The following is a 20,892-nucleotide window of genomic DNA, read 5'->3' as shown; positions in this document are numbered from 1 at the left end:
AATATTTGTTCGTACTTTGTAACCTATTTCACAATTAAGAATGAACAAAAAAATTGATAATATACTGGATAACAAATGGTGGCAAGAAGTTGCTGTTATCCTTTTTTCCTTTACCATTTATACCTTAAAAAACGATTGGATGCTCATTAGTTCATTCACATCTATCTTAATGGGTGTGTTTTTCTATTGCATTTTATACCTGCACGCGCAGTTTAACCGTTTCTTTTTACTTCCAATTTTATTCAAAGCCAATAAACCTTTTACTTATATCATTTTAACGCTGTTTGGAGTTTTTGTTTTTTCGGTTTTGCTTTATGAAATTACAATGATGGACATGTTTGCTAAATGTCATTTGTATCAAAATTCACATCAGAGAAGTTATGCCTATCAATTGGCAAGCGTTTTAGGAACTTTGGTCTGCATTTTGAGTCCGATTATTGTGTTTAAGTTTTATCGTATTCATAGAAAACAAACCGATGCGGCTTTATTGTTCAATCAAATGCAATTGAATTCATTGAAAGGACAATTAAATCCGCATTTTTTGTTCAATACTTTTAATACACTTTACGGAATCAGTTTGGAATTTCCTGAAAGAACGCCCGATTTAATTATGAAAGTTTCGCAGCTAATGCGTTATCAATTAGAAAGTAACAGCAAACAATGTGTTTCTTTAGAAGACGAATTGGAATTTATAAACAGTTACGTTCAGCTTGAAAAAGAACGTGTTGGTTATCGTTGTGATATCACTTTTGAAAGTAATGTTGATAAAGATTATACGTATAAAATTTCGCCGATGCTTTTAATTGCATTTATCGAAAATGCCTTTAAACACGGAACTTGTGCCATAGAAAAGTGCTTTGTCAATATTACGATTTCTGTAGAAAATGGATTGTTGCATCTTCATGTTACAAATTCAATTCCGAAGAAGACAGATGTGGTTTCAACTAAAATTGGATTGAAAAATACAATTGAAAGATTGAATTTAATTTATGGAAAAGACTATAAATTAGACATTCAGGACGACAAACAAATCTATGTTGTGGATTTAGAAATACAACTTAAAAAGTTTGTAGGATGAAAGAAACAAAGAAATGTATAATCGTAGATGATGAACCCGCAGCGCATTATGTTTTAGCTAATTATATCAAGCAGAATCCGCAGTTAGAATTGGTTTTTCAAGGTTATAATGGCATAGAAGCAATGAATTATCTTAGAGAAAATCCAGTAGACTTGATGTTTTTAGATATCAACATGCCTGAGATTTCAGGAATGGAATTGCTTAAAATCCTTCCAACGCATCCTAAAACAATTTTAACTACAGCTTATTCTGAATTTGCCTTAGAAAGCTACGATTATGGTGTAATTGATTATTTGCTGAAACCGATTTTTTTTCCAAGATTTCTAAAAGCAATCGATCGTTTTTTTGCTACAGAAAGTGTGAAGCAAAAAGCAGAAGAAACAGTAAATTCTGTCAATGTAAAAGTTGATGGTTATTTGATGAATATCGAATTGGACCAGCTTCTATTTGCTCAGAGTTTTGGAAATTACGTCAAACTTCATACGATCAAAAGAACTTATCTGGCTTCTATAACTACAACGGAATTTGAAAAATGTCTGCCAGAAAAGAGTTTTATGCGGATTCATAAATCATATATCGTTGCTTTAGACAAAATAGATGGAACTGAAAAAGATTTTGTCGTTATTAAAAACGAAAGAATCCCGATCGGAATTACCTATAAAAGAGAATTAACAGATAGATTGAAAAAGCTTGAAATTTGATTAAAGGACTTGATTTAAAAGCAGTTTTGAATGTTAATGAAAAAACTTTGCTTCTTCATATTATCTTAATAAAAAAGTAGTAAATTTAATACGTTGTTTGAAGTTTAATTAAAAAAATGAAACTATGAAAAACGTGCTTTTGTCTTTTGCTTTTTTATGCAGTAGTTTTTTAATTGCGCAAGAAGGAACGAATATGAAAAAAGTAATCACACCTCCAGAAAAGGTTCGATTTGCTTTTGAAAAAGAATACGCAGGAAAAGTGCCCGTTTGGTCTGAAGAATATGTTGGGGATGATGCAGATGAAATTAGATTTGAAGCACGATATAATGTAAACGACACGACCAAAGCGGTTGCGATTTATGATAATTTAGGAAACATGAAAGCTTTTGAATTGCAGATTCCGTTTAGAGATCTTCCAATAAAAGCGCAGTCTTACCTAAAAAAGAATTACAAAGCGAAAGCAATTCTAGAAATCGCAAAAGTAGTTGATGATAAAAACAAAACAACTTATGAAGTTGGCGTAACAAAAGATACCAAATTTTACGACGTTGTTTTCGATAAAGAAGGCAAATTTGATGTTTCAGTAGAAAAGAATTAAAGATTTTACTAATTCAAATATTATTTGAAATGACAAACCCGATAAGTTTTTAAAGCTTATCGGGTTTTGTTTTTTATGTTTTTTTGTTTCAGGTTTCAAGTTTCAGGTTGCACGTTTAAACCTGAAACCTGAAACTTGAAACTTGAAACTTGAAACTTTTAAAGCATCATTCCTCCAGAAACTTCAATTCTTTGAGCGTTTACCCAGACTGCATCTTCTGAACATAAAAAGGCAACAACACCTCCAATATCGTCAGGAAGGCCAACTCTTCCTAAAGCTGTTACAGAAGCAATTTGCTGATTCATTTGCTCGTTATCACGAACGACACCGCCTCCAAAATCTGTTTCGATAGCACCAGGAGCAACAATATTAACTTTAATTTTTCTTGCGCCTAATTCTTTTGCTTGATACTTTGTCAAAGTTTCCATTGCACCTTTCATAGATGCATAAGCTGCGTAACCTGGGAATGAAAATCTAGCTAAACCAGTTGAAATGTTTACAATTCCGCCGCCGTCATTCATTACGTTAAGTCCTTTTTGAGTTAAGAAAAATGGACCTTTAAATTGAATATTAGTCAACGTGTCAAATTCCGCTTCAGTTGTTCCGATGAAAGAATTGTGAATTCCGATTCCAGCGTTGTTAATTAAAAAGTCAAATTTGTCTGTTTTAAAAGTATCTTTCAAAACGGTTTTTACTTCTTCAAAGAAAGCATCAAAAGTGCTTGATTCTGCAACGTTTAATTGTAACGCAGCTGCTTTTTGCCCCAAACTTTCAATTTCTAAAACCACAGCGTCAGCTTCGTCTTTTTTACTGTTGTAAGTGATAATTACATCCAATCCTTTTTTTGCAATTGCTATTGCCATGTTTTTCCCTAAACCTCTGCTACCACCTGTAACTAGAGCTATTTTTGTGTTTACTGCCATATTTTTTAATTGTTAATTGTTAATTGTGTTATTTGTAAAATGTGAAATGTGAAATGTGAAAATTGAGAATGTATGTCATTTTACATTTCACATTTCACAACTATGGATGCATTGCATTAAAATGATTTCTTAAATCTTCTGCGCTTGCGTTTAATCTGGTTTCGCTTGTACCGAAAGTCAATTCTTGTTTGCCTTCTTTCAATTGTTCGAAAATAGATTCGATAAAACTGCTCACACTTGGATGCGCGTCGTGAAGTCCGATTCCGCCTAAATCTGTGTTTAGTGCTGGTGGAATAATTTCGATTACTTCAATATTTTTCTCCTTTAATAAATGACGAAGCGAAAGCGTAAACGAGCGGAAAAACGCTTTTGTAGCCGAATAAACAGGAACTTTTGCAAAAGGCGAAAAAGCCAGTCCAGATGTTGTATTCATTACAGTTTTTAGATTTGGCAACTGAATAAATAATGAAGTTAAATGCAAAGGGGCTTCAATATTTGTAGTAAGCTCATTTTTCATGTTTTCATAAAAATCAGCATCCGTTATCGTCATCCAATTTTGAATTCCAGCGTTGTTTACTAAAACATTTAAATCAGGATGATTTGCTGCTGTCCATTCGTAAAGCGCAATTCGTTCTTCTTCTAAAGACAAATCGCATACTTTAGTAATTACAGTTGGAAATTTTGTTTTTACTTCCTCTAAAAGAGAAGCTCTTCTTCCGCAGATAATTACGGTGTTATTTTCTTGAACGAATCGTTCTGCAAGTCCAAGTCCGATACCGCTTGCACCGCCAGTTATTAAGATTTTGTTGTTTGATAAATTCATTTTTTCGATCTTTTAATTTGATGAGACAAAGTTAGAAACGAAGTGGTGGTCGAGAATTGTAAATATCAAATCGATGTTTGCGAAATTCAAATCACATTAATTTAAATTGCAAAAATCAAATGCCAAATTCTAATTCTCATTTTATGTCATTGCGAGGAACGAAGCAACCACACTATAAAACTCTAAATTCCAATTCTCGTTTTATGTCCTCCTGAGCGGAGTCGAAGGATCTCATGCTAAATCCGCACTGTGCGTGTCCTTCGACTCCGCTCAGGAAGACAAGCTTTACTTGAGTTCTTAAAGGAAAATCTAAAATCTGCAATCTAAAATTATGAACGGAAAGCAAGCGGCGTATAAGTAGTTTGTTTTTTAAAGAAATTTGAGAAATGTGCTAGTTCTTCAAAACCAAGAGAATACGCAATTTCAGAAATGTTCCAATCTGTCTGCTTTAAAAGTATTTTGGCTTCGTTTGTTAGTCGGTTGCTAATTAATTCGGTGGTGGTTTTTCCGGTGTTTTCCTTTAAAACCTTATTTAAATGATTGACATGCACCGATAAACGTGCAGCGAAATCTTTTGCTGTTCTCAATTCTAATCGCTGATTTGGCGATTCGATTGGGAATTGTCTTTCCAACAATTCAGCAAATAAAGAAGAAACTCTCGCGGCCGAATTGTGCTTAGAATATAAAGCGGTAATAGGCTGTAATTTTTGCCCGAAGTGAATTAACTCCGCGACATAATTTCGAATTAAATCGTATTTATAAATATAATCAGAGTTAATTTCTTTTTGTATTTTATTGAAAATCAATTCTACTTCTGAAACTTCTTCGTCAGAAAGTTGAAAAATCGGATAGCCGTCTGAGGCGAAAATCGGTAGTTCGTCTAAGTCAATTCCGCTTTTATTTTTAGATAAAAATTCGCTTGTAAAAACACAAAACTGCCCGCCTTGATTGGTGTCTTGAGGTAAATAATTGTAGGGAATTTTTGGTGTTGCAAATAACAATCCCTGTTTTTCAATTTCGATTACTTTGTCGGCATATTCTGCTTTATTGTGACCTCTAATTAAACTTATTTTGTAATAAGCTCTGCGGTCATAGGGCATTCCAGGTTTTCCTTTCATGCGTTCCAAAAGTTCTTTTATATCAAAAACATTAAAATGTCCGATTTCTTTTTGAATGTCATTTGGAAGCAAGGAATTCGGATCAACGGTTGATCCTTCCGTAATATCTTTATAAAATGAGTCTAGAGATTTCATATAGCAGTGAATTGCAAAATTCAAATATACGGAAAAAAATAAATGTTGATTTTTGTTTGATTTAAAGTTTATGGTTTCAAGTAGGTTTAACCGCAAAGCACGCAATGTTTATTTGCAAAGTTAGCAAGATTTATTATTCACAATTCATGTCTCCCTGAGCGAAGTCGAAGGATCTCATGCTAAATCCATACGGTGTGTCCTTCGACTTAGCTCAGGAGGACAAGTGATATCGTTTAATAAACTTAGTGCCTTAGCGACTTTGTGGCAAAATCAAAACAAACTTCCCTGCACAAATTCAGACTCAGGATTGTTTCCGAATTCAATTGAATCAATTACGAAAAACTGTTTTTTTATCGGATCAAATTCTCTTAAAACAATTTCATTGCATAGAAAATCAATTTCAATAGTAGTGAAAAGCTGAGATGCTATTTTTAGATTTTCGGGAGTTAATTTTCGTCCGATTGACATGTGCGGATCGTCACTTTTTTTGAGTTTTAAAGATTTCAGGGTTTCGTGAATCTTTTTCATTATTGGTTTTAGATTGTTTTTGGATTCTTCATTCGGAGCAATAAAAAAAGCTCCGGCATTGTCATAAGAACCAAAATGATCTAAATATACCTGGGAAGGCTTAAAAGTATCACAGATTTTAATTAGCTTTTTTTTAATGGAATCGATTTGAGAATCGTCAATTTTAAATTCGCAAATCGTAATATGCGCTTCAGAATTACAGCTGTTGTACCAATTGATTTTACTTCTCAAAAAATCTTTCAGTTTTTTGACAGTATCAACAACTGGTTTAGAGTAGAAAATTACAGAATAGGTTTTCTCCATTTTTAAGGCTTTGAAATGCAAAATTAAAGCTTTCCTTTCAAATGCAATCGATGCAGAATTTCTGATTTCAACAAACCGCTTCCGCCTCCAAAATGTTCAATTACTTCAACATCTGGCTGGTGTTCAAGGCAGAAAGAAGTAAATTCTTTTTCGACATGATCTTCGATTGCAGAACTCAAAAGTACAATGTCGATTTTATTAGTTTGAAAGTATTCTTGCGCTTCATTTTCGTTGTTAAAAGCAACAGCGTTCCAGTTTTCATCTGCGTTAACAAGACGAAGTAGAACAGCTAAAATAGCTTCGTTTTTTCCGAGTAATAAAAATTCTAATTTTTTCATTTTTTTTCAGGTTCTATTCCGAAGTTTCGGGACTGAGTTTCTAAGATACTAAGTTTTTGATATTCAAAATTGTCTGATTGACTAATTCTTTTATTGTCCAATTTGAATCAGTAGCAAAAATAGGTAGTGTTTTCGGAAAATAGACTTAATCTAGGATAAGAAAATATATTTTTGGACTTTTTTTTAGCGAGTTTATGTATGAATAAGATATTTTATTTTGCTAAAATTTAGTTAAAGTATATTTTGGTATTATTTTGCATTACAATTACTTAAGGTTTTTGTCTGCGATTAATGTTGTTAAAATTTTCATTCAATGAGGAAAACCGTAAGGTATTCTCTTTTTAGGGTTTTACTTTTGGCATGTTGAAATTTTAAAACTAATGTTGTTTTTACCTTTTTTAGAATAACATTTTTAAGTTTTAACATCATGTTTTTTGGAGAAACATTTTTTTTGAATTAAATTTTGACATATTCATTTGATCGTGGGTAATTGTATAAGAAGTTTGCATTTATACATTAATGTCTAGTTTTTAAGGGTTTTAAAATGAAGTCGACGGACTTAATTTTAGAACCCTTTTTTTAGAAAATAAGTGAAAAAGCAAACAGCCAAAACTGAATGATATCGGTGTTGATTTTGAACTTTTGAGGTGAAAAACCGTAATAGGTTTTAAAAGCAGCCGAAAAATGTGAAACATCTTTATAACCGCATTTATAAGCTGTTTCGCTTACTGTAGCCGTTTTGTTTTGAAACAATTCTTTGGCGTGTTCCATTCTTAATTTAATGATATAACTTTTTACAGTTGTTCCAAAACAAGCTTTAAAGCCTTTTTTTAATTTGAATTCGTTGAGCGAAATAAGTCTGGAAAGTTCTGGTAGAGTAGGTGTGTTTCTATAATCGTTTTCTAATATTTTTTTTGCTTCTAAAAGTTTGCTGTAATCTTCATCGTTGATTTTTTCTGCCGGTAAAGGTTTGGTAATTAATGTTTCAAGCTGATGAATAAGCAATTCTTTAATTTTACTTTCGATATATATTCTTTTTAAAACACCTTCTCTCACACAGTTTTTTATCTCAGAAGTTACCCACTGAATTGCCGGAGTAAAAGGAAGATATTTTGAGGTTAAATAGCAAGATTGCTGCTGAAGGATTTTTTTTGAAAATTTTTCATGCAACTGCCAGTCTTCATTTATAATGTTGTAATAAAACTCTTTAGAAAGAATTATTGACATATAATTTACATGTTTGTGTGCTGGAATTTTGAATGAACCCTTAAAATTATTCGTGTAAAAAACATTATGAGTGTTTTCTTTAGAATATTTTTCGCTTTCCAATTGATCGATTTGCGTTTCTACATTGCTGCTGTAGATAAAATTCATGACAATTGATTCTTCATCAATTTCAAAAATGACGGTTCTAGAGCTCGAAAAATAAAATTGGGTATCAAGTAAAACCAAACCTTCTGTAATGAGATGCCTACTGATTATTTGCTCTGAATTTTCATTTTGAATATTAACATTTTCTTCGGTTAAAATACTTTTTGGGTAATATTTATCTCCAATTTGAATTTTAATTATAGGCGTTTGAGAGTTTAGAAGTGTGGCTTTGATTTTCAAAATATAATCCGTTTTTACAAAATAATAATCCGTTTTTCCCTATCTTTTTTAAAGACGTTGATGGTACTTTTGCAGCAAAGTTATTTATAATTAGTCTAATTAAATATATGTCAACTCAAAAATTTTTATTTGCCAGTTTATTTTTTCTAAGCACGTTCTTATCATTTTCTCAACAAAATCAAGGTTTCGAAGTGTCTGGAAAAGTTGTTGAAAATTCTGGAGAAACAATTCCGTTCGCAACAGTTGTTATCGAAAAAACAGGTTTAAGTGTTATTTCAGATGAAAACGGAAACTATATTTTAAAAAATGTACCATCAGGAAAACATACATTAAAAATCTCGGCAATGGGATTTGCAGTTCAGAAAAAACACATTGAAGTTTCAGGGAATTTAGAAGTTTCAATTAAAATGGAAAGCGAGTTGCAGGAGCTAGAAAGTGTAACTGTTTTGGGAAGATCACAAACAGATAAAGTAAACAAACAATCTTATAGTGTAACTGCAATTGATGCTAAAAAACTGCATAATTCAACTCTAGATTTATCGCATGCCTTGGACCGTGTTTCTGGTGTTCGTAATCGTGAAGCGGGTGGAGTTGGTTCAAGATCAGAGCTTTCGATTAACGGATTTTCAGGAAATCAGATTAAAGTTTTTATTGATGGAGTTCCAATGGATAATTTTGGTTCTTCTTTTCAAATAAATAATATTCCAATCAATCTTGCCGATCGTGTAGAAGTTTACAAAGGCGTAGTGCCGATTTGGCTTGGGGGAGATGCTTTGGGAGGTGCAATAAATATTGTAACCAACAGCAAACCAAGAACTTTTGTTGATGCATCTTATTCATTTGGATCTTTTAATACGCATCGTTCAAGCATAAATGCTGGTTATATGGCTAAAAGTGGTTTTACAACAGAAATTAATGCTTTTCAGAATTATTCAGATAATGATTATTGGGTAAATGTAGATGTAGCCGATTTAACTACTGGTGCTTATTTTCCTAATCAAAGAGTGAGACGTTTTCATGATAAATATCGTAACGAGACGGTAATTTTTAATGTTGGTATAACAGGAAAAAAATATGCTGATAAATTGATGATTGGTTTTACAGGTGGAGAAAATCAAGCAGATATTCAGACTGGTGCAAGAATGGTAAGTGTTTTTGGGAAGGTTTACAGAAAAGGAAGCATTGTTATGCCAACTTTAAAATATCAGGTGAAAGATTTATTTACAAAAGGTCTTAACGTAAATGTGACAGGGAATTACAATTTTGGTTACGAACAGAATATTGATACTGTTTTTAGAAGATACAATTGGTTTGGAGATTACAAGGAGTATGAAGGAGCAGGTGGAGAAAGAAGCCGTACGCTACGTAAATTCTATAACAATAACGGAATTGCTACAGCAAATGCGACGTATTCGCTTGGTGAAAAACACTCTTTTATGTTGAATAATACGTTCAATACGTTCGATCGTAAAGAAAGTGATGAATTAGTTCCTGAATCATTAGTTTATAAACAGCCTAAAAAAACGCAGAAAAATGTTTTAGGTTTAGGTTATAAATTAGATTTGACTTCAAAATGGAGTACGTCTGTATTCTTAAAAGATTATTCATTAAAAACTACTTACACAAGAAGTTACAACCCATCAGGAAATGCGGGAGATATTGCGTATCAATTGTATATAGACAAGACTTCAGCAACAGGATATGGTGGAGCGACGAGCTATTATTTGCGTCCAAATCTTCAAGTAAAAGCTTCTTATGAAAAAACGTACCGACTTCCAACTCCAGAAGAGATTTTCGGTAACGTAAATGACAACTTGGAAGGAAATCTTGCTTTAAAACCTGAAACAAGTAACAATTACAATGTTGGAGCAAGTTATCAAACCAGTTTTAATATTAAAAATGCGCTATCATTTGATGTAAATCTTCTTCATAGAAATGCTGTCGATTTTATTCGTCCAACGTTGAATAACAATCAAACCATGACTACAAATGTGAATCAGGGAAAAGTGACGAATTATGGTATCGACGGAGAAATTAGATATTCATATGGCAATCGTTTTACAGCCGGTTTCAACGCTACTTATCAGAACATTAGAAACAAAACAAAGTACGAACCTAATCAGGATTATGTTTCGGCATTTTATAACGACAGAATTCCAAATATGCCTTATCTGTTTGGTAATGCAGATGCTACAATGTTTTTTAATAATGTATGGAAGAAAGGAAACAATCTGTCAGTAGGTTATAATCTGCTTTATGTTCATACCTATTATTTGTCTTGGCCAAGTATGGGAAGCAAGGACAGCAAATTAGAAATTCCGCAACAGTTTAGCCATGATTTGAATGCCGTTTATACGATGGCAAACGGAAAATACAACATTGCGTTGGAATGCAAAAACTTTCTAGACAACAAGCTTTATGATAATTTTTCATTGCAAAAACCAAGTAGGGCTTTCTATATCAAGTTGAGATATTATTTCAGTAAATCAAACAATTAATTTTAATACAAACACCATAATACAATGAAAAAAAGTACAACATTAGCTTTATTATCAGCTGTTTTAGCTTTTACAGCTTTTTCTTGCAGTAGTGATTCGGATAAATCAGGAGAAGATACTGGAGGAGGAAGCGATACCGGAAAAACTAAATATATCATTACTGCAACGACTGGAGCACAAGGAATTGCAGATTATTTACTAACGACAGATGATATTTCTACAGGATCTATCACTACTACAGGTAATGGATTGGAGCAGGATGGAACTTACCGTTATTATATCACTGCGAAAAACAATTTCTTCAGTTTGCTTTACGGACAAGGAAATCCTGGTGCTGTAACTACTTACAACTTAAACTCAGAAGGAAAATTAGTTAAAAAATCAAACTTTCAAGCGGAGACGGTTCACGTTTTTGCTGCTGTGAACAATGATGTTTTAACAATTAAAGTTCCTAGAAGCGGTGATGCTTCAATTGCATCTATGTATAAAATTGATGCTGAAAAAGCGATTATCGTAGGTGAAGCACAACAAGATACAAAAAAACTTGCAGGAAACGGGGAAAGAGCTTTCTTTACTTGGGCTACTCAAGTTGGTGACAAAGTATTTATGCCTTATATGAGTATTAAAGGTGACGGAAAAGACAATTTCGGAACTGTAAATCCAGATAGTACTTGGGTTGCTGTTTACAATTATCCAGAATTAAAATTAGAGAAAGTAATCAAAGATAATCGTACAAGTTATTTAGGAGCTTATTTCACAAACGGATTATTCCAAGATGAAAATGGGGATGCTTATGGTTTCTCTGGAGCTGTTGCAACTAGCAATGCTGTTGTAACTTCTACCAAACCTTCTGCAGTTGTAAAAATTAAAAAAGGAACTACAGAGTTTGATCAGACTTATTTCTTTAATGTTGAAGAAAAATCTGGAGGATATAAAATTTCTTCTACGTCATATATTTCAAAAGGGAAATTCTTATTGTTAATGTACGGAACTGCAGGAAAAAACACTGGAGCTGTTAAATTGGCCGTTGCCGATGTTTACAACCAAACTTTTCAATGGGTTACAAACGCTCCTGAAACAATTACAATGGCAACAAGCCGTTACAATATTGCTACAGAAGACGGAAACTCAGCGATTATTGGTATCAACACACCACAAGGAAACTGGATTTATACTATCAATGGTTCAACAGCAGTTGCAACACAAGGTATGAAAGTTGAAGGCGGACAAGTTACTGCAATCCAAAAATTGAAATACTAATTTTTTTGCCGTAAGTCCTCATTTTCTGAGGGCTTGCGGTTTTTTTATTTATCCTATTTATCTATCCCAATATGTTTTCTTCTTCAAAACCAAATAATAAGAAAAAAAGTAAAAAGTCGCTTTTTAAGCGTATCATGGCTTGGCTGCATTTGTGGCTTGGTTTGGCATCTGGAATCATTGTAGTTATTGTTAGTCTTACAGGCTGCATTTATGTTTTCGAAAATGAAATAAAAGACTTTATCGAAGACTGGCGTTTTGTAAAACCTCAGAAAGAAGCATTTTTATTGCCGTCTCAATTGGTTTCGATTGCAGATAAAAAAATGAAAGACAAAAAAGCTACAAGTGTAACTTTTGGTGCAAAAGATGAAGCTGCGATTGTGGGTTATTTTGTGGAGAAAAAAGAAGAAGGCGAAGGCGGCAGAGGCGAAAAAGGAGAAAATAAAAGAGAAGAACGTAAAAAAGATTTCGCTCAAAACAAAGAAAAGTCAAAGTCTGAACTGAAACCTCAAGGAAAACCTGGCGAAAAAGGCAAAGGAGAAAAGGGAAAAAAAGGTAAAGGAGGAAGAAGAAATGGTACTTTTATTAGCGTTTACATGAATCCGTATACGGGAGAAGTTTTAAATGTAAAGACATTTTCAAGAGGAGAGTCACCAGATTTTTTCAGATGGATTTTAAATGGGCACCGCGCTTTATGGCTTCCGTATGATATTGGAAGACCCATTGTTGGAGTTGCTGTTTTAATTTTCGTCGTATTATTAATATCGGGCATCGTTTTGTGGTGGCCAACCAAATGGATTAAATCCATTATTGATAAAAGTTTTAAAATAAAATGGGATGCCAGCTTTAAGCGTGTCAATTATGATATGCATAATGTACTTGGTTTTTACAGCTGTATTTTCCTGTTTTTTATTGCCGTAACAGGTTTAGTATGGAGTTTTGGATGGTGGAGTAAATCTCTCTATTGGGTAACTTCTGGAGGAAAACCGTTGACAGAAAATCGCGAATCTCCAAAATCTGATACAACAAATATCAAAACATTCAATATTACAACAGCCGATAAAGTTTTATTGAATTTAAGAAAAGAAAATCCTCAGGCGGCCGGAATTATGATTAGTATTCCAGGAAAACCTGCGGATCCGATTGGTGCTTTTGTTTACAAACAAAGACATACTTTTTATAACATGGACCGATATAGTTTTGATCAGCAGAGTTTGAAAGAAATCTCGATTAAAACGCCTTTTTCAGGAAAATATATCGAAGCTAATATTCCAGACAAAATCCGAAGAATGAATTATGATATTCACGTAGGAAGTGTTCTCGGACTTACGGGTAAAATTATTGCCTTTTTGGCCAGTTTGATTTCTGCCAGTTTGCCAATTACCGGATTTATTATTTGGTGGGGAAAACAGAAATTTGGTAAAAAGAAACCTGCTGCAAAACCAAAAGTGGCAAGTAAAGCAATTCCCGCTCCTAAATTGAAAAACACAGCAGAACAAGAAGTTACTGCTTAAACATATAAAATTGGTTTTTATAATTCCTTTTTTGTTTTTTTTTTTTTGATAAAAGGCAAAACTTGTAAAAGTTTTGCCTTTCCTTATTTTTAATTATAACCGTTTGCTTTTAGCCATTCAGCACAATCTCTAGTCCAGAATTTGTTGGTGTCGCTTATTCCTAATCCAAATCCGTGGCCGCCTTTTTCATAAATATGCATTTCTGCTGAAACGCCATTTTTCTTTAAAGCCAAATAATAATTAATGCTGTTTTCTGGTATAACAACAGTATCGTCAGTAGCATGAATTAAGAAAGTCGGAGGCGTTTTAGAAGTCACTTTTTTTTCATTCGAATAAGAATCTATCAATTCTTTTGAAGGATTTTTTCCAAGTAAATTAGTTTGCGAACCTTTATGCGTAATTTCATTTTCCATTGAAATTACAGGATAAATCAATAATGAAAAATCAGGACGAGCACTTACTTTATATGCCGATTCATAAACTTTATGATCATAATGAGTGGATGCAGTCGATGCCAAATGACCTCCGGCAGAAAAACCTAAAATTCCAACTTTATTAGGATCAATGTTCCATTTTGCAGCATTTTGCCTTATGTATCGAATAGCTTCCTGCGCATCTTGCAATGGACCAATATTTTTATTTTTCATCGTTAAATCGGTTGGCATTCTGTATTTCAATACAAAAGCAGCAATTCCTAAACTGTTAAACCATTCAGCAACTTTTGTTCCTTCTTTGTCAAATGCTAAATGCGTGTAACCACCTCCAGGACAAATAACTACAGCAGTCTGATTTGGTTTTGCTTCTTTCGGAATAAAAATGCTTAAAGTAGGAACAGAAACCTGACTTGTACTCTGCATTTTTCCGTCTTTTAAATCTGGTTTTTCTTTGTAATCGGTTGCTTTTATTTCATCTGGAATTTTATTCCAAAGCGGAATCACCTGATCTTGTGCGTTTGCACTAAATATTCCTGAAAAAAGAAGAAAACTAAAGGCTATTCTTCTTATCGTTTGTGTTTTTGCAGTTTTCAATTTGATTTTAATTAATTGTTTACAATTGTTTATTTAGTTTTACTGTAAGAAATTCGAAAGTTTACTTTAAAAGATAAAAATACATCAATACAGGCTCTCAAAACAAAGATTTCAGGACAATTTTACCCCATAAAAAGGATGAATTTAACCTATTAGCTTTTAACAAATATATTGTTTAATGTGTAATTTTGTATTCTTTTTTTTATGTAAAATGTTTATTTAAGGAGTTAAAATAATTTTTTACACAATATTATTTGGATTGTACAGATTAAAAACTATATTTGTGCAATCGATTACATTAATTTTCTTTAAAGGTATTAATTTATTGATTTTAATATTTTTAGAAAGCAGTAAATATAGTCTTTTAGGATTACCAAAAATTACAAAACTATAATACCCACTTACTATGAATCAAACCGAAACTGTTGCAGTAAATCAGAGCATCAAAACTACTGGAAAATACCGTTGGAGTATTTGTGCCTTATTATTTTTTGCAACTACAATCAATTATCTTGACAGACAAGTACTTTCGTTAACTTGGAGCGACTTTATCGCGCCAGAATTTCACTGGACTAATAACGATTACGGAAACATTACAGCTTTATTTTCAATATTTTACGCAGTATCATTATTGTTTGCAGGAAGATTTGTGGATTGGTTGGATACTAAAAAAGGTTTTCTTTGGGCAATCGGAATTTGGTCTTTAGGAGCTTGTCTTCATGCATTTTGCGGAATTGCAACTTCAGGAATTATAACAGGAAATTGGTTTGTAGGATTTCATGGTTCAAAAGAAATAATCAGTACAATAAGCGATACAGCATTGGTGATCAATGTAAGTGTGGCTTTATTTATTTTTGCTCGTTTCGTTTTAGCAGTTGGAGAAGCAGGAAACTTTCCTGCGGCAATTAAAACAACAGCAGAATATTTTCCTAAAAAAGACAGAGCATTTGCTACTAGTATTTTCAACGCAGGAGCAACAGTTGGAGCTTTAGCGGCGCCAATTACAATTCCGTTCATCGCAAAATCTTTTGGTTGGGAAATGTCATTCATCATCATTGGAGCATTAGGATTTGTATGGATGGGATTCTGGATGTTTATGTATGACAAGCCAGAAAAACATGCAAAAGTTTCAGCAGAAGAATTGGCTTATATTCAGCAAGATGATATAGCAGATAGTAAAATAGGTTTTAAACCAGAAGCGAAAGGCAAAGTGTCTCTTGCAGATTGTTTTAAATACAAACAGACTTGGGCATTTGCATTTGGTAAATTCATGACCGATGGTGTTTGGTGGTTCTTTTTATTCTGGACGCCAGCGTATTTAAGTTCTGTTTACGGAATGGATTCTACAGAAGCAGCACTTCCTTTATTTGTGCTTTATATGATCACTTTATTATCAATCATTGGAGGATGGTTGCCAACTTATTTCGTAGAGAAAAAAGGAATGAATCCGTACGAAGGAAGAATGAGATCCATGTTGATTTTTGCATTTTTTCCGCTATTAGCATTGGTTGCACAACCATTAGGATATATCAGTTACTGGGTTCCAGTAATCATCATCGGAATTGCGGGAGCAGCACACCAATCTTGGTCGGCAAATATTTTTACAACAGTTGGAGATATGTTTCCTAAAAAAGCAATTGCAACGATTACAGGAATTGGAGGTTTAGCAGGTGGAATAGGATCCACTTTAATTAATAAAGGATCGGGAGTTTTGTTTGACCATGCTAAAGAAACGAATATGGCCTTTATGGGATTCAAAGGAATTGAAGCTGGATATTTTATCATATTTTCTATTTGCGCAGTTTGTTATTTAACAGGCTGGATTGTAATGAAATCATTGGTTCCTAAATACAGTCCGATTACAGATTTGTAAAAATCTAAAAACTAACTAACCAACCTAAACCAAAACCACATCATGAACCAAGCTAATGCAGCAATAGGAAAATACCGTTGGACTATATGCAGTTTAGTTTTTTTTGCTACAACTGTCAATTATCTGGATAGAAATGTAATAAGTTACCTTAGGCCATTTTTGGCAGAAGCATTTCATTGGACTCCCGAACAGGAGGTTATAGATTACTCGAATATTGAATTAGCATTTAAAATTGCTTATGCGCTCGGGATGTTGATTGCTGGAGGAGTTATTGATAAGTTAGGAACAAAATTAGGCTATGCAATTGCAACGGGATTATGGAGTTTGGCAGCAATTGGGCATGCGCTAGCAACAGGTACAGGAGGATTTTTAATTGCTCGTGTGTTTTTAGGAGTTACAGAAGCGGGAAACTTTCCAGCAGCAATCAAAGCTACTGCAGAATGGTTTCCGCAGAAAGAAAGAGCTCTTGCGACAGGGATTTTTAATTCTGGGAGTAATATCGGCGCCATTATAGTTCCGTTAACCGTTCCTTTTATTGCTGAAAATTATGGCTGGCAATGGGCTTTTATTTTAACTGGAATAGTTGGTTTTATATGGCTGGGTTTATGGTTTTTGTTTTATGAAGTGCCTCAAAAACAAAAGCGTTTATCGCAAGCTGAATTAGAATATATCACTTCCGATCAAGTTACGGAAGTCGAAGTAGAGTCAAAAGAAAAAGTTTCTTGGATAAAATTATTATCATTTCGTCAAACTTGGGCTTTTGCTATCGGAAAATTATTGACAGATCCAGTTTGGTGGTTTTATTTATTCTGGCTTCCAGATTTCTTGATGAAACAGTACAAACTGACGGCAACTCAGATAATCTGGCCTTGCGCAATGGTTTACATGATTGGAAGTTTTGGAAGTATAGGCGGAGGCTGGCTTCCATTGAAATTGATAAATAACAATTGGCCTGCCTACAAAGCTCGTAAAACTAGTATGTTATTGTATGCATTTGCAGTTTTACCGGTTTTATTTGCACAGCAGCTAGGATCGATCAATATTTGGTTTGCGATTTTAGTAATTGGTTTGGCTGTATCGGCTCATCAAGCGTGGAGCGCTAATATCTTTACAACAGTGTCTGATATGTTTCCTAAAAAAGCAACGGCATCTGTTACAGGATTAGGCGGAATGTTTGGTGCGCTTGGTGGAATTTTACTAACGCTATTAGTTCAGAAAAATATGTTTGTTTATTATACCAAATTAGGTAAAGTAGAAACAGGTTATTTTATTATGTTCTGTATTTGTGGAGCGTCTTATTTATTGGCTTGGCTGATAATGCACATTCTAGTTCCGCGAATGAAAAAAGTCGAATTATAAAGAAAAATGAAGCTAATTGAAATAATTTTTTCATTTCAATTATGCTATTTAAATATAAAAATATAATTTTGTGCAATCGATTACATTAATTTAAAATTATGACAAAATATAGTTCAAGATACGCGTCAAGCCCTGAAGCTGTTAAAAAGTATGACACACAACAATTGAGAGAAGAATTCTTAATTGATGATCTAATGCAGGAAGATGAAGTGGTGTTAGTTTATTCTCACTACGACAGATATATTGCAGGTTCTGCAGTTCCTGTAAAAGGCGATTTGGCTTTAGAAACTATAGATCCGCTTAAAGCACCTTATTTTTTAGAGCGTAGAGAATTAGGGATTATCAATGTTGGAGGAAGTGGTTCTGTTGTTGTTGAAGGAACAACTTATGAGTTAGGTTTTAAAGATGCTTTGTACATCGGAGCTGGAAATAAAGAAGTTGTTTTCAAAAGTGATGACAGCAGCAATCCAGCAAAATTCTATTTGAATTCTGCTCCTGCACACACAACTTACCCGACTAAAAAAGTAAGTTTAGCTGAAGCTAATAAATTACAATTGGGAACAATGGAAACGGCAAATCACCGTACCGTTAACCAAATGATTATTGGAAGTGTAGTAACAACTTGCCAATTGCAAATGGGAATGACAGAATTGAAACCGGGAAGTGTTTGGAATACAATGCCAGCACACGTTCATGATCGTAGAATGGAGGTTTATTTCTATTTAGATATTCCAGAAAATCAAGCAGTTTGCCACTTTATGGGACAGCCGCAGGAAACAAGACATATTTGGATGAACAATCATCAGGCTGTAATTTCTCCGCCTTGGTCAATTCACTCAGGTTCAGGAACTAGCAATTATACTTTTATCTGGGGAATGGCTGGTGAGAACTTAGATTACGGAGATATGGATGTTTGTAAAATCACTGATTTAAGATAAGAAAATGACAAATTTATTTGATATAAAAGGAAAAGTTGCCCTTATCACAGGAAGTACGCACGGACTGGGAATGGCAATGGCAAAAGGATTAGGTCAGGCGGGTGCAACAATTGTTGTAAACGGAAATTCTTCTCAAGAAAAAATTGATAATGCTGTAGCTGAATTGAAAAGCGAAGGTATTAATGCTGTGGGTTACAAATTTAATGTAACAGAAGAGCAGGAAGTAAAAACGGCTGTTCAGAAAATTGAAAGTGAAGTTGGTCCAATCGATATCTTGATCAACAACGCTGGAATTATTAAAAGAATTCCGCTTTTAGATATGGAAGTTTCAGATTTCAGAGAAGTAGTTGACATTGATTTAGTGAGTCCGTTTATCGTTTCTAAGCACGTTGCAAAAGGAATGATCGAAAGAAGACAAGGTAAAATCATCAACATCTGTTCTATGATGAGTGAGTTGGGTAGAAGTACTGTTTCTGCTTATGCTGCTGCAAAAGGCGGTTTAAAAATGCTTACTAAAAACATGGCAACAGAATGGGCAAAATACAATGTTCAGATCAACGGAATTGGTCCTGGATATTTTGCGACCGAACAGACAAAACCAATTAGAGTTGACGGACATCCGTTTAATGATTTTATCATTAGCAGAACGCCAGCGGCTAAATGGGGAGACCCAATCGATTTAGCTGGAGCAGCAATATTTTTATCATCAAAAGCAAGTGATTTTGTAAACGGTCACATTTTGTACGTTGACGGAGGAATTCTTGCAACAATCGGAAAACCTTCAAACGAAGAATAATTTTCAAATTATATTTTAAAAGACATGAGCCAGACATTCATAAACGATAATTTTTTATTAGAAAATAAATATGCTGAAGAGTTATATCACAATTACTCAAAAAATCAGCCAATTATAGATTACCATAATCACTTAAACCCACAGTTTATTGCTGAAGATAAAATCTTTGACAATATCACTCAGGTTTGGATTAACGGAGATCACTACAAATGGCGTGCAATGCGTACATTAGGAATCAACGAACAGTTTGTAACAGGAAACGGATCTGATAAAGATAAGTTCTTAAACTGGGGAAAAACGGTTCCGTACACAATGCGTAATCCTTTGTACCACTGGACACATTTAGAGTTAGCTCGTTATTTTGATATTTACGATTTATTGAATGAGAAATCTGCAGAGAAAATCTATATCGAAACTTCTGAGAAAATCAATTCTCCAGCGTACAGCACACAAAACCTTCTTAAAAAAGTAAACGCTGAATTAGTTTGTACTACAGAAGATCCAATTGATTCATTAGAATTTCACCAAAAATTCGCGAACAACTCAACTGGAATCAAGATGAGTACGGCTTTCAGACCTGATAAAGCCATCTTAATTGCTAATGATGGTTATAATGCATATCTGGACACATTAGGGGATGTGTCCGGAGTTGCAATTAACACTTATGCTGATTTACAGTCTGCATTGAGAAAAAGAATCGAATTCTTTAATGCAAACGGATGTAAATTAAGTGATCACGGTTTAAATCAAATTGATTTTGAAAACTTTACAGAAAGTGAAGTGAATGCTATTTTCAAAAAGAAAAGAGAAAACGGCGAATTGTCTCCAGAAGAAGTTTTAAAATTTCATACTGCAATTTTGGTTTTCTTGTCAGAAACTTATCATGAGTTTGGATGGGTACAGCAATTTCACTTAGGTGCATTACGTAACAACAATGCTCGTATGCACAGAATCTTAGGTCCAGATACAGGATGGGATTCTATTGGAGATTATCCACAAGCACAAAAATTATCTGCTTTCTTGAATGCTTTAGACAGTAAAGATAAATTGACTAAAACTATTATCTACAACCTAAATCCTGCTGATAACGAAGTTATGGCAACAATGATTGGAAACTTCAACGACGGAAGCGTTCGCGGAAAAGTTCAATTTGGTTCTGGATGGTGGTTCTTAGATCAAAAAGACGGAATGACAAAACAATTGAATGCACTTTCAAACATGGGCTTAATTAGCTGTTTTGTTGGAATGTTGACAGATTCAAGAAGTTTCTTATCGTTCCCAAGACATGAATATTTCAGACGTATTTTATGTAATCTTCTTGGAGACGAAATCAAAAGAGGAGAATTGCCAAATGATATGGAATGGATCGGAAAATTAGTTTCTGATATTTCATACAACAACGCTAAAGAATATTTCAAATTTTAATTAAAGTTTAACCGCAAAGTTCGCAAAGATTTACGCAAGGTTCGCTAA

18 protein-coding genes are annotated in these 20,892 nt (G+C 33.7%); 11 read left to right on the top strand and 7 right to left on the bottom strand.

Annotated features, from left to right (window positions below; translation table 11 throughout):
* Nucleotides 1–40: 40 nt before the first annotated feature.
* The 3 genes from QLQ96_RS19760 to QLQ96_RS19750 all read left to right on the top strand — a co-directional run bounded on the left by QLQ96_RS19760 (nucleotide 41) and on the right by QLQ96_RS19750 (nucleotide 2,377).
* Nucleotides 41–1,078, top strand: coding sequence for a sensor histidine kinase (locus QLQ96_RS19760; protein WP_482492749.1), 1,038 nt, complete (start codon nucleotides 41–43; stop codon nucleotides 1,076–1,078).
* Nucleotides 1,075–1,779, top strand: a complete 705-nt coding sequence (locus QLQ96_RS19755) for a LytR/AlgR family response regulator transcription factor (RefSeq protein ID WP_482492748.1) — start codon at nucleotides 1,075–1,077, stop codon at nucleotides 1,777–1,779. Before QLQ96_RS19760 ends, QLQ96_RS19755 begins: the two co-directional genes overlap by 4 nt.
* Nucleotides 1,780–1,903: 124 nt before the next feature.
* Nucleotides 1,904–2,377, top strand: a complete 474-nt coding sequence (locus tag QLQ96_RS19750; RefSeq protein ID WP_482492746.1) for a hypothetical protein — start codon at nucleotides 1,904–1,906, stop codon at nucleotides 2,375–2,377.
* Between the two features lie 158 nt (nucleotides 2,378–2,535).
* On the opposite strand, the gene QLQ96_RS19745 is transcribed toward QLQ96_RS19750, so the two are convergent.
* The 6 genes from QLQ96_RS19745 to QLQ96_RS19720 all read right to left on the bottom strand — a co-directional run bounded on the left by QLQ96_RS19745 (nucleotide 2,536) and on the right by QLQ96_RS19720 (nucleotide 8,156).
* On the bottom strand, nucleotides 2,536–3,300 hold the full coding sequence (locus tag QLQ96_RS19745; RefSeq protein ID WP_482492744.1) for an SDR family oxidoreductase: 765 nt from the start codon (nucleotides 3,298–3,300) through the stop codon (nucleotides 2,536–2,538).
* A gap of 100 nt (nucleotides 3,301–3,400) precedes the next feature.
* The gene (locus QLQ96_RS19740; protein ID WP_482492743.1) at nucleotides 3,401–4,123 is read right to left on the bottom strand and encodes an SDR family oxidoreductase; all 723 of its coding nucleotides are present in this window, start codon (nucleotides 4,121–4,123) and stop codon (nucleotides 3,401–3,403) included.
* A 329-nt stretch (nucleotides 4,124–4,452) separates the two neighbouring features.
* Entirely contained in the window at nucleotides 4,453–5,376 is a 924-nt protein-coding gene (locus QLQ96_RS19735) for a helix-turn-helix domain-containing protein (RefSeq protein ID WP_482492742.1), read from the bottom strand.
* A 270-nt stretch (nucleotides 5,377–5,646) separates the two neighbouring features.
* Nucleotides 5,647–6,207 carry a 2'-5' RNA ligase family protein gene (locus tag QLQ96_RS19730; protein WP_482492741.1) on the bottom strand — a complete coding sequence of 187 codons (561 nt, stop codon included), beginning with the start codon at nucleotides 6,205–6,207 and terminating at the stop codon, nucleotides 5,647–5,649.
* Between the two features lie 23 nt (nucleotides 6,208–6,230).
* Nucleotides 6,231–6,545, bottom strand: a complete 315-nt coding sequence (locus QLQ96_RS19725; RefSeq protein ID WP_482492740.1) for a hypothetical protein — start codon at nucleotides 6,543–6,545, stop codon at nucleotides 6,231–6,233.
* A 579-nt stretch (nucleotides 6,546–7,124) separates the two neighbouring features.
* Complete coding sequence (locus QLQ96_RS19720; RefSeq protein WP_482492738.1) at nucleotides 7,125–8,156, bottom strand: helix-turn-helix domain-containing protein; 1,032 nt, start codon at nucleotides 8,154–8,156, stop codon at nucleotides 7,125–7,127.
* Nucleotides 8,157–8,263: 107 nt separating this feature from the next.
* Here QLQ96_RS19720 and QLQ96_RS19715 point away from each other — a divergent pair, with 107 nt between their 5' ends.
* From QLQ96_RS19715 to QLQ96_RS19705, 3 genes are all read left to right on the top strand, one after another.
* Nucleotides 8,264–10,654: a TonB-dependent receptor gene (locus QLQ96_RS19715; RefSeq protein ID WP_482492737.1), complete on the top strand. Its 2,391-nt coding sequence runs from the start codon at nucleotides 8,264–8,266 to the stop codon at nucleotides 10,652–10,654.
* A gap of 24 nt (nucleotides 10,655–10,678) precedes the next feature.
* Nucleotides 10,679–11,914, top strand: a complete 1,236-nt coding sequence (locus tag QLQ96_RS19710; RefSeq protein WP_482492736.1) for a DUF4374 domain-containing protein — start codon at nucleotides 10,679–10,681, stop codon at nucleotides 11,912–11,914.
* 71 nt (nucleotides 11,915–11,985) lie between these two features.
* Entirely contained in the window at nucleotides 11,986–13,425 is a 1,440-nt protein-coding gene (locus tag QLQ96_RS19705) for a PepSY-associated TM helix domain-containing protein (RefSeq protein WP_482492735.1), read from the top strand.
* A gap of 89 nt (nucleotides 13,426–13,514) precedes the next feature.
* Here the strand turns inward: QLQ96_RS19705 and QLQ96_RS19700 are convergent, their stop codons facing one another.
* Entirely contained in the window at nucleotides 13,515–14,453 is a 939-nt protein-coding gene (locus QLQ96_RS19700; RefSeq protein WP_482492733.1) for an alpha/beta hydrolase, read from the bottom strand.
* Between the two features lie 406 nt (nucleotides 14,454–14,859).
* On the opposite strand from QLQ96_RS19700, the gene QLQ96_RS19695 reads away from it, so the two are divergent.
* The 5 genes from QLQ96_RS19695 (at nucleotide 14,860) to uxaC (ending at nucleotide 20,844) form a co-directional block, all read left to right on the top strand.
* On the top strand, nucleotides 14,860–16,326 hold the full coding sequence (locus tag QLQ96_RS19695) for an MFS transporter (RefSeq protein ID WP_482492732.1): 1,467 nt from the start codon (nucleotides 14,860–14,862) through the stop codon (nucleotides 16,324–16,326).
* 42 nt (nucleotides 16,327–16,368) lie between these two features.
* Complete coding sequence (locus QLQ96_RS19690) at nucleotides 16,369–17,685, top strand: MFS transporter (RefSeq protein WP_482492730.1); 1,317 nt, start codon at nucleotides 16,369–16,371, stop codon at nucleotides 17,683–17,685.
* 98 nt (nucleotides 17,686–17,783) lie between these two features.
* Nucleotides 17,784–18,623, top strand: coding sequence for a 5-dehydro-4-deoxy-D-glucuronate isomerase (kduI, locus tag QLQ96_RS19685; protein WP_482492728.1), 840 nt, complete (start codon nucleotides 17,784–17,786; stop codon nucleotides 18,621–18,623).
* Nucleotides 18,624–18,627: 4 nt separating this feature from the next.
* A complete protein-coding gene (locus tag QLQ96_RS19680) occupies nucleotides 18,628–19,419 on the top strand; it encodes a gluconate 5-dehydrogenase (protein WP_482492727.1) in 792 nt (263 codons plus the stop codon).
* A gap of 24 nt (nucleotides 19,420–19,443) precedes the next feature.
* Complete coding sequence (gene uxaC, locus QLQ96_RS19675) at nucleotides 19,444–20,844, top strand: glucuronate isomerase (RefSeq protein WP_482492725.1); 1,401 nt, start codon at nucleotides 19,444–19,446, stop codon at nucleotides 20,842–20,844.
* Nucleotides 20,845–20,892: the final 48 nt, after the last annotated feature.

The sequence above is a fragment of the Flavobacterium sp. B167r genome, assembly GCF_056824315.1.
This window is presented reverse-complemented; position numbering and strand designations above follow the sequence as displayed.